Below are 12,289 nucleotides of genomic sequence, written 5' to 3'. Positions count from 1 at the left end.
AATTCGCACAAAGAATTGGCTACTTGTTTTTTTACCCCTTTAGGTTATTTCCAAAAGCACTTATTAATCCCCCACCAAGATTGTTATTACTAAACGGATAATTTGTTATAGCTAGGTAAAATTTCCCTGTTTCTTTTGATAGTTTTCCAGTTGCAGCTAAAGGCGTTAAATCCTGTTTCAACTCAGAAATGATTTTTGGTAAGTAGCGTTGTTTTTCAAGTTCATGCTTTGTTTTAATCAGAATGCTACTTTCGTTAGAAGGGATGTTTTCAGTTAATAGCTGATTGATTAAAGAAAGTAACTGTTCATTAGTTTTTTTATTAGGCATTAACGAGGACTCCTTATCTTTAGAAATTCGTCTTAATTTTCTATAGTTTAGTCTTTTTTTCTGTAAACTTCAAATTATATCTTTTTGATGAAAAAAGTTATAAAATAGCGTATAATAACTAATGACATAGAGTGCCTCAGAGCCTCTATTTTTTTTGAAAGGAAGAAGATATGTTTAACCAATACAAACCAACATGGATGATTGATAAAATTTATAATATTACTCCTGTCCAGTTAAAATCTAAAGGAATTGACGCTGTATTGACTGATTTAGACAATACATTGATTGCTTGGAATAATCCTGATGGTACACCCGAATTGTTAGCGTGGATTCAGAGTATGAAAGAGGCAAATATTCCAGTGATAGTAGTTTCTAACAATAAAGCTTCTCGTATAGAGCGAGCAGTTGAATCATTAGGTCTTGATTATGTATCTCGTGCAATGAAGCCTTTATCTAAGGGATTTAAAGAGGTTGAAAAACGTTATAATTTGCCTAGTAAAAATTTAGTTATGATTGGTGATCAGCTGATGACTGATATTAAAGGGGCAAATAGTGCGGGCATCCGAACTATTTTAGTTAAACCGATTGTTGAAACAGATGCATGGAATACCCGAATTAATAGAGCAATGGAGAAGAAAATCATGGCTCATTTATTAAAAAAACATCCAGATATGAAGTGGAGGACATCATTAAATGGCTGAAGAATTAAAATGTATAGGGTGTGGCTCAACGATACAAACAAACGAACCCAACAAAATTGGCTACACGCCACAATCAGCACTTGATAAAGGAATGGAGTCAGGTGAGTTATATTGTCAACGATGTTTCCGTTTAAGACACTATAATGAGATTCAAGATGTCGATTTAACAGATGTCGATTTCCTAGCATTATTAAATAAAATAGGAGATACTGATGCACTAATTGTTAATGTGGTTGATATTTTTGATTTTAATGGTAGTTTGATACCAGGATTGCATCGTTTTGCCGGTGATAATCCGGTTTTATTAGTTGGAAATAAAGCAGATATTTTACCAAAATCTCTTAAGAAACCACGTCTTATTCAATGGATGAAAGAGCGTGCGCATGAGGCTGGTTTACGTCCAGTTGATGTGACATTAACAAGTGCAAAACGTAAACAAGATATCAGTGAGTTGCTAGAGTTGATTGATAAATATCGCGAAGGTCGTGATGTATACATTGTCGGAGTGACAAACGTTGGAAAATCAACATTGATTAATGAAATTATTAGACAATCAGCTGGGGTCGATAATGTGATTACGACGTCTCAGTTTCCTGGAACAACACTTGATTTAATTGAAATTCCATTTGAAGATGGTAGTTGTTTAATTGATACACCAGGAATTATTCATCGTCATCAGATGGCTCATTATTTAGGGAAAAAAGATTTACGTTTAGTATCGCCAACTAAAGAAATTAAGCCAAAAGTTTACCAATTAAGTGATGGTCAAACGCTCTTTTTAGGTGGACTGGCTCGTTTTGATGTGATTCAAGGTGACAAAATGGGATTTATTGCCTATGTGTCAAATGAACTAGTTCTTCATCGTACTAAACTTGCTACAGCTAGTGATTTTTATGTCAAACATGTTGGTGGATTACTGCAACCACCACGTGAAGATGAAGTAGCAGATTTTCCAGATCTCGTTCGTTTTGAGTTTTCGGTCAAAGAAAAAACAGATTTAGTATTTGCGGGTCTTGGATGGGTGACTATTCCAAAGCCATGCGTGGTTGCTGGATGGGCGCCAAAAGGTGTAGATGTTGTGATAAGAAAAGCGTTGATTTAAGAAAGAAGGATTAAAACATATATGGAATTACGTGGAAAACAAAAGAGATTTTTAAGAAGTCAGGCGCATCATTTAGATCCGATTGTACAAATTGGAAAGAATGGATTGACTGATACAGTGTATGATCAAGTGGATGACATTTTAGAAAAAAGAGAATTGATTAAAATAACCTTGTTACAAAACACTGATGAAGATATTCAAGACGTTGCATGGCGTATGGAAGAAGAACTTGGTTGCTCGGCTGTTCAAATTATTGGGCGCATTATCGTGTTGTATCGACCATCTTCTAAAGAAAAATATCAAAAAATATCACCACTTGTAAGAAAAGTATAGGAGTTTTACTTATGACAACTCATGTGGACAATCAAACCATCGTACAAGAGACGTTAGACGTTGCAAAAAAACCTCGGAAAAGAGTAGGTATTTTGGGTGGCGGATTTAATCCAGTGCATATCGGCCATTTAGTGATGGCTGATCAAGTTTATGGTCAACTTGGGTTAGATGAGTTTTACCTAATGCCAACTTACCAACCACCTCATATTGATAAAAAAACAGTGATTGATGCACGGGACCGAGTGAAGATGTTGGAGCTTTCTGTCGAGTCAAGTTCGTATTTAAAAGTCGAGTTGGCGGAAGTTTATCGACAAGGGAAAAGTTACACTTATGATACAATGGAGTCTTTGATTGCAAAAAATCCAAATACGGATTATTATTTTGTTATAGGTGGAGATATGGTTGATTACTTGCCCAAATGGTATAAAATTGATGAACTAGTAAACATGATTCAATTTGTTGCCATCAAAAGAAGTGGGTATTCAGAAACGTCTAAATATCCACTGATTTGGGTAGATTCGCCTAGAATGGATATTAGTTCATCGATGATTCGTCAAAACATTCAACGAGGCTGTCCAATTAATTATCTAGTACCAGATAGAGTGAGAGACTATATACATAAAAAGGACTTGTATAGAAATGACAACTGAGTTAGTTTATAGTAAAAAATATACTGATTTAACACGCGATGAGTTACTAGAAAAAGTAGCGGAGCAAATGTCAGACAAACGATTTCAACATGTGTTACGTGTGGAAAAAAAAGCATTAGAGTTAGCGGAGAAACATCATGTTTCAAAAGAGAAAGCGAGTATTGCAGCCTTGACACACGACTATGCTAAAGAAAGACCAGACGAAGAGATGATTGCATGCATTCAATCTGAAGGTTTTTCTCTAGAACTAATAGAATATGGCAATGCTATATGGCACGGTATCTTAGGAGCTTATCTAGTAAAAACAGAACTTGGGATTATAGATCCAGAAATTCTTGATGCCATTACAATTCATACTACTGGGGCAAAAGAGATGAGTGAACTATCTAAAGTGATTTATGTTGCAGATTATATTGAAGATGGTCGTGATTTTCCTGGTGTTGAAGAAGCTCGCGAAATCGCTGATAAAAACTTAGATGAAGCGGTAGCTTATGAAACCTATCACACATTAAATTATTTGTTAAAAAGTAAAAAAAAGATTTACCCAAAAACGTTAGAAACATACAATTATTGGGTTGTAAGTAATTAGGAGGGATTCATTATTAATAGTGAACAGATTTTAGAATTAGTAGTAAAAGCAGCAGATGACAAACGTGCAGAGAATATCGTTGGATTAAATGTATCAAACGTCTCTTTATTAGCGGACTATTTCGTGATTTGTCATGGGAATAGTGACAAGCAAGTGTTAGCTATTGCAAAAGAAATCATTGATGAAGCATACAAGCATAACGTTGATGTAAGACGTGTTGAAGGAAAAGAGTCTGCTCGTTGGATTTTAATTGATTTAGGTGATGTCATTGTTCATGTTTTCTATGGGGAAGAGAGAGAATTTTATAATTTAGAGAAATTATGGTCTGATGCACCACTTGTTAATCTTGATCATTTGGTAGTTAGTTAATGACTATCTACAAAACATTTGCCAAAATATATGATGAGGTCATGGATGAATCAGTTTATGAAGACTGGCTTGACTTCACCACTCGTCATATCGGAAATACGTCACAAACTATATTAGAATTAGCTTGTGGTACGGGAATTTTATCTGTTGAATTAGCAAATCTTGGGCATAAAGTGACAGGGTTGGATTTATCAGAACAAATGATAGAATTGGCAAAAGAACGAACCACAGAGGATGATGACTTATTATCTTTTGAAGTTGGAGATATGCTGAATCTAAAAAAAAGGGCTCAGTATGATGTGGTGACTTGTTATTCTGATTCATTGTGTTATATGCCAGATGAAAATGCCGTTTCTACAGTATTTAAAGAGGTGTATTCAACTCTTAAAGATGAGGGGATATTTTTATTTGATGTTCACTCAATTTATAAAATCGAAGAAGAATTTGCAGAATATAGCTATCACTATCAGACGGATGATTTTGCATTTTTATGGGAAAGTTATCCTGGAGAAGTCCCTTTTAGTGTGGAGCATTTTCTGACCTTTTTTGTGAAAGAAAAAGGCCAAGAAGAGTTGTTTAAGCGATACGATGAACTGCATGAAGAAAGAACGTACACCATTGACACTTATAAAACACTGCTTACTAAAGCTGGATTTAGAGATGTGATGGTATGTGCTGATTTTACAGATGATGAACCACTCGATGAATCTAAACGTTGGTTCTTTATTTGTAAAAAATAAAAGGAAAGCTTGGAGACTAATTCTCTGAGCTTTTTTAATAGGATGAGAGGGGAAATACACGATGAAGTTAAAAAGTTGTGGAGTCATCGTTGAGTATAATCCTTTTCATAATGGTCATAAGTATCATTTAGAAGAGGCTAAAAAGAAATCAAAGGCAGATGTTTTGATTGCAGTGATGAGTGGGAATTTTTTGCAACGAGGCGAACCAGCAATTATTGATAAATGGCATAGAGCAAACACTGCGTTACAAAACGGGGCAGATTTAGTGATAGAGTTGCCTTTTGCTTATGCTGTTCAGTCGGCAGATTACTTTGCTAAAGGTGGTATAAAATTATTACAAAGTTTGAATGTAGGCACTATATGCTTTGGGACTGATTCAGTAGAAGAAATAAATTATAATCAGTTTGGTAAAGAATATATTGAAAATGAGTCATTGATAAATAAATGCTATCAAGAAATTAAGAATAACGGTCAGAGCTATCCACAACAGATGACACAAATTTATCGTGAAATATTACCTAATGTTCCACTAGATTTTTCATCACCTAATCATATTTTAGGAATGGCATATGCAAAAGAAAATGCCAAATACACACATCCAATGGACATAGTGGCGATTAATCGTAAAGGTTCTGGATACCATGAAAAAAATATTTTGATGCAAGAATTTTCTAGCGCAACTGGTATTAGGGAAAAAGTGTTGAAAGGTGACATGACAAGCATTTATCATACAGTACCAAAACAGACAATAGAACAACTAACTAGCTTAAAATTAAGCTCTTGGGATGATTATTGGCTGTTATTTAAATATCACCTATTAAGTCATTCGACTCATGATATATCAAATACCTATCAATTAGGTGAAGGACTAGAACATCGCTTAAAAGAAAAAGTCCAAACGGCAAACAGTATGTCAGAGTTTTTATCTATGGTTAAAACAAAGCGATATACATGGACTAGACTACAACGCTTAGCAACCTATTTGTTACTAAATGTGATAGAACGTGAGGTACATGAAGTTTGGGATAATCCCTATATTAGGGTATTAGGATTTAATGAAAAAGGTCGTCAGTTTTTAAATCAAGAAAAAAATCATACAAAGTTACCGATTATTACTAAAGTTGATCAAAAAAATGGATCGCAATTATCATTAGATATTCGAGCTGGAAAAATTTATCAATTAGTTAATGACACCAATCAAGTGGAGCAAGATTATTACCAATCACCTATTTATATAAGAGGAGGGATCGTATGAAAGTAGTTTTTCACATTCATGATGAAGAAATGTGGGGGATATGTTTAGCAAATGTCAGAAATTTTGTAGAAGTATGTGGAGAAAAAGGGTATGAATCTATTGAAGTCGTAGCAAACGGACCAGCTATTAAAGGGTATCTTAATGAGACTATATGTAAAAAAATTGAGGAGATAACATTAGAGAATGTTGTTACTTTTTCAAGTTGTCAAAAAGCAATGACGAATCAACAAATAAATTCACAAGACTTTCTGACTAATATATCAGTTGTTCAATCAGGAGTTTACAGACTGGTTGAACGACAACAAATGGGATATGCCTATATAAAAGTGTAGTATGGATGATTTACTCTATCCATACTACACTTTTTTGTTTATAGGGATTTGTCTTTGATTGCACCAATTGATTAATTCGGGACTTAATACGAATGGTTTGTCTTTAATCGAGTCAATCGATTTGGCACCAATCAATACCATTAAGTGAGTCAGTTCGTCTTTAAACCGTGAAATGTGTTTGATGGTTTCATCCGTTCCTTTGGTTAGAATCAAATGAAGAAATTCGCCTGACAAACCAATAGCAGATGCTCCTAATCCAAAACTTTTTAGCATATCAAGTGGTGTTTTTATGCCACCAGAAGCGATAAATGTTGCTTTGGGTAAAAAGAGACGTGCTTCTAATAGAGATTCCGCTGTAGATTGACCCCAGTCGTACAGATAAGAATACTCTTTTAAATCCCGACGCTCATTTTCAATTTCAATAAAGTTTGTACCGCCTTTGCCAGCCACATCAATCAGGGTTACACCGACATCTATTAATTGTTGAATGGTTTCTTGTGACATACCAAATCCGACCTCTTTGATGATAACAGGAACTTCTGATGATTTAACAATACTTTCGATGTTTTTTAACCAATTAGAAAAGTCTCGATCCCCTTCAGGCATGACTAATTCTTGAGGTGTATTTAGATGAAGTTGCAGAGCATTAGCTTCTATTAAATCAACAGCACGTTTAGCATTTTCCACAGAATGATGTGCTCCTAAATTAGCGAATAAGGTGCCATTAGGATAAGTTTTTCGTACAATTTTAAAAGATTCGCTTAAAGAAGAGTCACTGAGTGCAATACTGATAGATCCCACAGCCATAGCAAGTCCAGTTTCTTTAGCGACTGTCGCTAAATTTTTATTAATGATTGTTGCCTTATCACTACCACCAGTCATCGCATTGATAAAAAAGGGTGTATCCAATTGAAGTGTGTCTAAATTCGTCTTCAAAGAGACATCCGCCACAGCTATTTCTGACAGAGAACGATGTACAAAGCGAACACCATCTAAACCGTTTGATTTAGGTGCATGATACGACATTTCAGCGTAATGAATATGTTGATCTTTTCTATTCCAAGAGCTAGTCATGATTATGCCTCCATCTTGATTGGTTGATGGTTTGCATTTGGTGTACGATAGACTTTTAACGGGAGATTGGTGATGCCATGTTGTTCCCATTTATCTAACATAGACGAGGCATCATCTTCTTGTTTGAAGAGAACAATACCACAATCACCACCGCCAGCACCAGAAGATTTAGCGGCTCCACCAAAAGTTTCGGCACTTTGGCATAGGTTTAGCAACGCATCGGTTTCTATGTCAACCCCACTTTTTTTAGCTAGAGAGGTTAAAAGTGAACGATTTAAACGGATGCCTTCTTGAAATTTATCAATATCTCCTTGCTTGAATGCTTCAATTAAATCAGTGACACACTCTGCACTTTTTTCTAAAAAATCACGATAAAAGCCATTCATTTCGTGTTGCTCGTCATTCATTGTGTCAACTAGAAGAGTTGTTGATGCAGGCGTACCAGTCCAACCAATATATAAATCTAAATTAGTCGGCGCTTCAAGAGGCTCAATCATCAGTTTAGGCCACTTTTCTTTTAATAATTCAGCTAATGGCAGAGTTTTATCTGCTAAACGATCCAAAACCCAATCTTTTTCAAAGCATGAATAAGCAACCCATCCTTCAAATGAACTAGCAGCTAGATCCCCAAAAGACCCGTTGCTGTGTAGTGAAAGGTGAGTGATAGCGGCTAATTTATATAAAAGTTCAGCATCGTAATTAATATGATAAAATTGTAAGATTGCTTTAATTGTCGCAATCGTCACAGCCCCACTTGAGCCAAGCCCATATTTACGACCATCTTTATTATCTAATTCACTTTCGATTGTTAAATCAAAATACTTTAATGGTAAACCTAACTCTTTTAAATAAGATTCGACAATGGTAACAGAACTTGCAATATAAGAAAAAGGATTGTCTCTCTCATCCATATAAAATTTCCCGTTTTTTCTTGTCCAAGGAATTGAAATACCGTTTGAGTATGACGAACAAATACTTCCTTGTTTATCTGCTTGTTTGAGCGTTACAGTAATGAATTGATCTAGTGCAACAATCAACGCAGGGTTTCCAGGTTCTAAAACAGCATATTCACCGGCAATGTATAATTTTCCTGGTGCACTTGCTTTAATCAAAAAAATCTCCCCTTTAATAACTCCATTCTTCATCAGTTAATTCTTTAATGCCCTCTCCCACTTTAGAACAAATCAACTGATCATTTGTAAAACTTTCTTTTAACTTATTTAATATGTCCGACATCTGTGATTGCCTACATAATACCTTTACATTTGGTCCAGCGTCCATTGTAACATAACATGGAATACCATTGTTACGAATTTCTTTAACTTTATTAATTGCTTTAACACTGTCAGGTTCCCAGTAAGAAATAGGAGGAGTAGCTCCAAGCATCGTTGCGTGCATTTTCATCCCGTTTGATTCAGTAATCTCCCCTAATGTCACGAAATCTTTTGCTTTAATAGCTTCTTTAATCGCTATTAAATCTTTTTGGGCTTCTGCAACCCATACAGGATAGAAAGGAGATGTTTCAACGGTTAACTTCATACCAATGCGACTAGATAATTTTTTTTGTTGTTTATTAATTGCGATGACAATCATTCCAATATCCCATGAAGCATCATCAATTTCTATAGCGTGACTGGTCTGTGATAAATCATCTTTTCCCATATTCCATTCTACTAGACCACCATATATGCTACGTGTGGAACTTCCGCTTCCTTGACGGGCAAAAGTTGAGAGGACTTGTCTGTCTAAATTAAGTTTTAAAGCAGTATTTGTGGCTCCAGCCAGTGCAGCAAAAGCTGATGCAGAAGAAGCTAAACCTGCGGCTGTTGGCACATGGTTATAACTTTCGACTTTAGCAAAAGTATAATCTTTAGCTACTTGACGAAATAAATTTAAAAAGCGACTAATTTTTGTTGTTTCTTTTTCATCTTGTTTTATGCCATTTAAATAAAATTCATCTTCTTTGAGGTCAGTATCTATTGTTACTGACGTATCTGTATAAAAAGCATCAAGTGTCAAAGATAGGCTACTATTCATAGGTAAAAAAAGTTCGTCATTTCTTTTTCCCCAATATTTAATTAAGGCAATATTCGTGTGAGCACGACATCTACCGATTTGTTTCATAAATGTTCACTCATTTCATATACCCATGTTTGCCTTGCGCCATTTTGTTCTAGTGCATTGGCAATAGCATGAGCTGATTTTTTATCCGTTGCTAATGCTATCATACATCCGCCACGACCGCCACCAGTTAATTTGGCACCTAGTGCATGGTAACAAAGGGCAGTGTCGACCAAAGTATCTAGAGACTTACATGATACACCAAGCTCTTTTAGCATGTTATGAGCTTGAGTCATATATTTTCCAAGTTGTTCAGCATTGTTTGTTTCTAAAGCTACTCTCCCTTTTTTGGGTAATTCACCTAAAGAATCAATTAGAAGTTGATAATGCAATGAATTTTTTTGTTGTAGCTTTTGACTAATACTCTCGACTGCTTCTCTTGTTTGTCCTGTCTGCCCGGTATCAGCGACAACTAAATAGGCATCTAACACCATGTTTAAAGGAATTTCCTTTTCTCCTTTAATGAAATAATAGGGAGTTAAAGTACTTGTCATAAGAGCATCCAGACCACTAGGGTTACCATGAGCAATCTTCTCAGATGTATTGACTAACTCAAGTAATTCTTTTTGAGATAAAGTTGTATTGAAATAATCATAAATCGCGCGTATAGTCGCTACAGCAACTGCTGCACTAGAGCCCATTCCTCTTTCAGCAGGTATGGAGCTATTTATTTCAATAGATAATGGATAGTTTTCATAGTGAAGTGTTTTTAAACTCAATCGAATCGCTTCTTTTAAACTATCTAATAGTTCAGGCATTTCTGCTATTACACCTGAATAAAAATCACATGATATGGTTTGATGGTTATTTGCTTTTTTTACAATTGTCTTAATGGATGTTTTAGGAAAAGGTATAGCAATCGATGGATAATTATAAACAACTGCATGCTCGCCCAGTAAGATAATTTTTCCATGTGATTGTCCAATTCCTTGTTGTTTTGGTAACATGTATAAACTCCTTTAATTTATCACGTTTCATAAAAATGAATCTCTTTAAGCATAATACAATAAAGTACAATAGGACAACTAAAACTCGTTAATATTTTATAAATTCTTATATTCTTTTTATAAAAAAATAGTTAACAGACAAAAATAAAGTATATGTCGTGTTATAAATAGACAAGTAAATATTAAAAAGATATAATCTGTTTAAAAGGGAGGTATAATGGTATGAATAAAAAAATCATTGATTCATGTCTATTTATAGGAACTATATTATTAATGGCACTTTACGTAGGGATAAATAATGTTGAGGATATCATCCCAATTTTAGTATCCATGATTACTTTAATATTGCTTGTTGTGTTCACTTTATTAAAACAAGTTGATTTAAGAATTGTCTTTATTATTATGTATATTTCTGAATTTATTATATTTTCACTAGATTCTGGCATGGTTGATATGAGTAGTTATGTTCTTGTAGGGATAATCACACTCATAGTCTCTGTTTTTCTTACAATGGCGATTAGTTATTCTAGACAGAAAAAAATGAAAGACTCTCTATTAATTCCGTGGTTACACAACAAATGGCCTAATCTACCCAAATTTGTACTTTTTAGTATAAATGTTATTGCTTATTCGGTTATTTTAATTGGTCTTATTAGTTTATTGAACCAATCATTTGATCTACAATTTAACGGAATAATTATTATTTTTTCGATTGCTACCTCTATATCAGATACTTATTTTTTAAATAAATCGTAAAAAAACTTTCTATCTAAAGAGTTAATCTTTAGTAGAAAGTTTTTAGTTTTATTCAGTTGCTTCTTGTAAAATGTTAATTTTTTCAATTTTAATATCTTTTTTAGGTTTATCATTTTCACCAGTCTCTGCTTTTGCGATTTTATCAACGACATCCATGCCTTCAATAACTTGCCCAAAAACAGTGTGTTTACCATCTAAATGAGGAGAACCACCTTTTTTGTATGCATCGATAATTTTAGCTGGGACATCTTCAGCAAGTAAACCATCAGACATATCATCGCTATTTTGCACGATGAAAAATTGGCTACCATTTGTATTAGCACCAGAATTAGCCATTGATAAGGCTCCTCTTATGTTATAAAGTTGGTTTGAAAATTCATCTTCAAATGGTTTATCCCAAATACTTGTTCCACCAGTTCCATTTCCTTCAGGATCACCACCTTGAATCATGAAGTCATTAATAACTCTGTGGAAGAGTAAACCATCATAATAACCGTCTTTAGCATGTGTCATGAAATTTTCCACAGCTTTAGGTGCGATTTTAGGGAATAGTTTAATTTTGATTGATCCTTCTGTTGTCACCATTTCAACTAAATCTTCATCTTTTGCTACTTCAGTTGAAAGTTGTGGCAACTCTAAAGAATTGATGTCTACTGATTCAGAGGTTGATGTGCTTGATTGCTCTGTTTTTGTACTTGATGAACTACTTTTACTTTTTGATGATTCATTGCCACATGCTGTAAACAGTGCTAAAGACAGCACTAAAGCTGTTGATGCAAGTAACCATTTATGTTTTTTCATTAATAAAGCCTCCATAAAATAATAGTTTGTAAACTCTTTATTATAGTAACAGACTTTAAAACTCTTGCCAAATAGAAAAAGGGGATTAAACTTAAAATTTAAAATAAATTTTTGTTATTATTATGTTTTTGTTGCGTTGACGAATAAAAGACTATATCCTAAGTAATGGTAAATCACTTTGATAAGTTAAA

Annotated in this window: 16 protein-coding genes; 10 read left to right on the top strand and 6 right to left on the bottom strand. The window is 34.3% G+C overall.

Annotated features, from left to right (window positions below; all coding sequences use genetic code 11):
- Positions 1 to 31 precede the first annotated feature (31 nt).
- Positions 32 to 328 carry a bacteriocin immunity family protein gene (locus JNUCC83_RS06795; protein ID WP_454459302.1) on the bottom strand — a complete coding sequence of 99 codons (297 nt, stop codon included), beginning with the start codon at positions 326 to 328 and terminating at the stop codon, positions 32 to 34.
- 170 nt (positions 329 to 498) lie between these two features.
- Here JNUCC83_RS06795 and JNUCC83_RS06790 point away from each other — a divergent pair, with 170 nt between their 5' ends.
- The 9 genes from JNUCC83_RS06790 to JNUCC83_RS06750 all read left to right on the top strand — a co-directional run bounded on the left by JNUCC83_RS06790 (position 499) and on the right by JNUCC83_RS06750 (position 6,399).
- Complete coding sequence (locus JNUCC83_RS06790) at positions 499 to 1,029, top strand: YqeG family HAD IIIA-type phosphatase (protein WP_454459301.1); 531 nt, start codon at positions 499 to 501, stop codon at positions 1,027 to 1,029.
- The gene (gene yqeH, locus JNUCC83_RS06785) at positions 1,022 to 2,131 is read left to right on the top strand and encodes a ribosome biogenesis GTPase YqeH (protein WP_454459300.1); all 1,110 of its coding nucleotides are present in this window, start codon (positions 1,022 to 1,024) and stop codon (positions 2,129 to 2,131) included. The genes JNUCC83_RS06790 and yqeH overlap by 8 nt, the downstream gene beginning before the upstream one ends.
- A 21-nt stretch (positions 2,132 to 2,152) precedes the next feature.
- Positions 2,153 to 2,464, top strand: coding sequence for a ribosome assembly RNA-binding protein YhbY (gene yhbY, locus JNUCC83_RS06780; RefSeq protein ID WP_454459299.1), 312 nt, complete (start codon positions 2,153 to 2,155; stop codon positions 2,462 to 2,464).
- Positions 2,465 to 2,475: 11 nt separating this feature from the next.
- Entirely contained in the window at positions 2,476 to 3,114 is a 639-nt protein-coding gene (locus JNUCC83_RS06775) for a nicotinate-nucleotide adenylyltransferase (RefSeq protein WP_454459298.1), read from the top strand.
- The gene (gene yqeK / locus JNUCC83_RS06770) at positions 3,104 to 3,703 is read left to right on the top strand and encodes a bis(5'-nucleosyl)-tetraphosphatase (symmetrical) YqeK (protein WP_454459297.1); all 600 of its coding nucleotides are present in this window, start codon (positions 3,104 to 3,106) and stop codon (positions 3,701 to 3,703) included. The genes JNUCC83_RS06775 and yqeK overlap by 11 nt, the downstream gene beginning before the upstream one ends.
- Before the next feature lie 27 nt (positions 3,704 to 3,730).
- Complete coding sequence (gene rsfS, locus JNUCC83_RS06765) at positions 3,731 to 4,072, top strand: ribosome silencing factor (RefSeq protein ID WP_454461339.1); 342 nt, start codon at positions 3,731 to 3,733, stop codon at positions 4,070 to 4,072.
- Positions 4,072 to 4,812, top strand: coding sequence for a class I SAM-dependent DNA methyltransferase (locus JNUCC83_RS06760; protein WP_454459296.1), 741 nt, complete (start codon positions 4,072 to 4,074; stop codon positions 4,810 to 4,812). Before rsfS ends, JNUCC83_RS06760 begins: the two co-directional genes overlap by 1 nt.
- Positions 4,813 to 4,873: 61 nt before the next feature.
- Positions 4,874 to 6,067 (top strand): nucleotidyltransferase, encoded by a 1,194-nt coding sequence (locus tag JNUCC83_RS06755; protein WP_454459295.1) that lies wholly within the window; start codon positions 4,874 to 4,876, stop codon positions 6,065 to 6,067.
- Positions 6,064 to 6,399, top strand: coding sequence for a DsrE family protein (locus tag JNUCC83_RS06750; protein WP_454459294.1), 336 nt, complete (start codon positions 6,064 to 6,066; stop codon positions 6,397 to 6,399). The genes JNUCC83_RS06755 and JNUCC83_RS06750 overlap by 4 nt, the downstream gene beginning before the upstream one ends.
- 24 nt (positions 6,400 to 6,423) lie before the next feature.
- Here JNUCC83_RS06750 and fni read toward each other — a convergent pair whose 3' ends face one another.
- From fni to mvk, 4 genes are read right to left on the bottom strand one after another with little or no spacing between them, the layout of a single operon-like run.
- A complete protein-coding gene (gene fni, locus JNUCC83_RS06745) occupies positions 6,424 to 7,473 on the bottom strand; it encodes a type 2 isopentenyl-diphosphate Delta-isomerase (protein WP_454459293.1) in 1,050 nt (349 codons plus the stop codon).
- Positions 7,474 to 7,475: 2 nt separating this feature from the next.
- The gene (locus JNUCC83_RS06740) at positions 7,476 to 8,585 is read right to left on the bottom strand and encodes a phosphomevalonate kinase (RefSeq protein WP_454459292.1); all 1,110 of its coding nucleotides are present in this window, start codon (positions 8,583 to 8,585) and stop codon (positions 7,476 to 7,478) included.
- A gap of 13 nt (positions 8,586 to 8,598) precedes the next feature.
- Positions 8,599 to 9,597 (bottom strand): diphosphomevalonate decarboxylase, encoded by a 999-nt coding sequence (gene mvaD, locus JNUCC83_RS06735; RefSeq protein WP_454459291.1) that lies wholly within the window; start codon positions 9,595 to 9,597, stop codon positions 8,599 to 8,601.
- The gene (mvk, locus tag JNUCC83_RS06730) at positions 9,594 to 10,541 is read right to left on the bottom strand and encodes a mevalonate kinase (protein ID WP_454459290.1); all 948 of its coding nucleotides are present in this window, start codon (positions 10,539 to 10,541) and stop codon (positions 9,594 to 9,596) included. Before mvk ends, mvaD begins: the two co-directional genes overlap by 4 nt.
- A gap of 222 nt (positions 10,542 to 10,763) precedes the next feature.
- On the opposite strand from mvk, the gene JNUCC83_RS06725 reads away from it, so the two are divergent.
- On the top strand, positions 10,764 to 11,297 hold the full coding sequence (locus JNUCC83_RS06725) for a hypothetical protein (RefSeq protein ID WP_454459289.1): 534 nt from the start codon (positions 10,764 to 10,766) through the stop codon (positions 11,295 to 11,297).
- A gap of 48 nt (positions 11,298 to 11,345) precedes the next feature.
- Here JNUCC83_RS06725 and JNUCC83_RS06720 read toward each other — a convergent pair whose 3' ends face one another.
- The gene (locus JNUCC83_RS06720) at positions 11,346 to 12,098 is read right to left on the bottom strand and encodes a peptidylprolyl isomerase (protein WP_454459288.1); all 753 of its coding nucleotides are present in this window, start codon (positions 12,096 to 12,098) and stop codon (positions 11,346 to 11,348) included.
- Between the last annotated feature and the right edge of the window lie 191 nt (positions 12,099 to 12,289).

Source organism: Vagococcus sp. JNUCC 83, from assembly GCF_053667615.1.
This window is presented reverse-complemented; position numbering and strand designations above follow the sequence as displayed.

Excerpts from the sequence above, each read along its gene's own strand:
- JNUCC83_RS06795 (WP_454459302.1), bottom strand. The coding sequence starts at position 328 with ATGCCTAATAAAAAAACTAATGAACAGTTACTTTCTTTAATCAATCAG.
- JNUCC83_RS06790 (WP_454459301.1), top strand. The coding sequence starts at position 499 with ATGTTTAACCAATACAAACCAACATGGATGATTGATAAAATTTATAAT.
- yqeH (WP_454459300.1), top strand. The coding sequence starts at position 1,022 with ATGGCTGAAGAATTAAAATGTATAGGGTGTGGCTCAACGATACAAACA.
- yhbY (WP_454459299.1), top strand. The coding sequence starts at position 2,153 with ATGGAATTACGTGGAAAACAAAAGAGATTTTTAAGAAGTCAGGCGCAT.
- JNUCC83_RS06775 (WP_454459298.1), top strand. The coding sequence starts at position 2,476 with ATGACAACTCATGTGGACAATCAAACCATCGTACAAGAGACGTTAGAC.
- yqeK (WP_454459297.1), top strand. The coding sequence starts at position 3,104 with ATGACAACTGAGTTAGTTTATAGTAAAAAATATACTGATTTAACACGC.
- JNUCC83_RS06760 (WP_454459296.1), top strand. The coding sequence starts at position 4,072 with ATGACTATCTACAAAACATTTGCCAAAATATATGATGAGGTCATGGAT.
- JNUCC83_RS06755 (WP_454459295.1), top strand. The coding sequence starts at position 4,874 with ATGAAGTTAAAAAGTTGTGGAGTCATCGTTGAGTATAATCCTTTTCAT.
- JNUCC83_RS06750 (WP_454459294.1), top strand. The coding sequence starts at position 6,064 with ATGAAAGTAGTTTTTCACATTCATGATGAAGAAATGTGGGGGATATGT.
- fni (WP_454459293.1), bottom strand. The coding sequence starts at position 7,473 with ATGACTAGCTCTTGGAATAGAAAAGATCAACATATTCATTACGCTGAA.
- mvaD (WP_454459291.1), bottom strand. The coding sequence starts at position 9,597 with ATGAAACAAATCGGTAGATGTCGTGCTCACACGAATATTGCCTTAATT.
- mvk (WP_454459290.1), bottom strand. The coding sequence starts at position 10,541 with ATGTTACCAAAACAACAAGGAATTGGACAATCACATGGAAAAATTATC.
- JNUCC83_RS06725 (WP_454459289.1), top strand. The coding sequence starts at position 10,764 with ATGAATAAAAAAATCATTGATTCATGTCTATTTATAGGAACTATATTA.
- JNUCC83_RS06720 (WP_454459288.1), bottom strand. The coding sequence starts at position 12,098 with ATGAAAAAACATAAATGGTTACTTGCATCAACAGCTTTAGTGCTGTCT.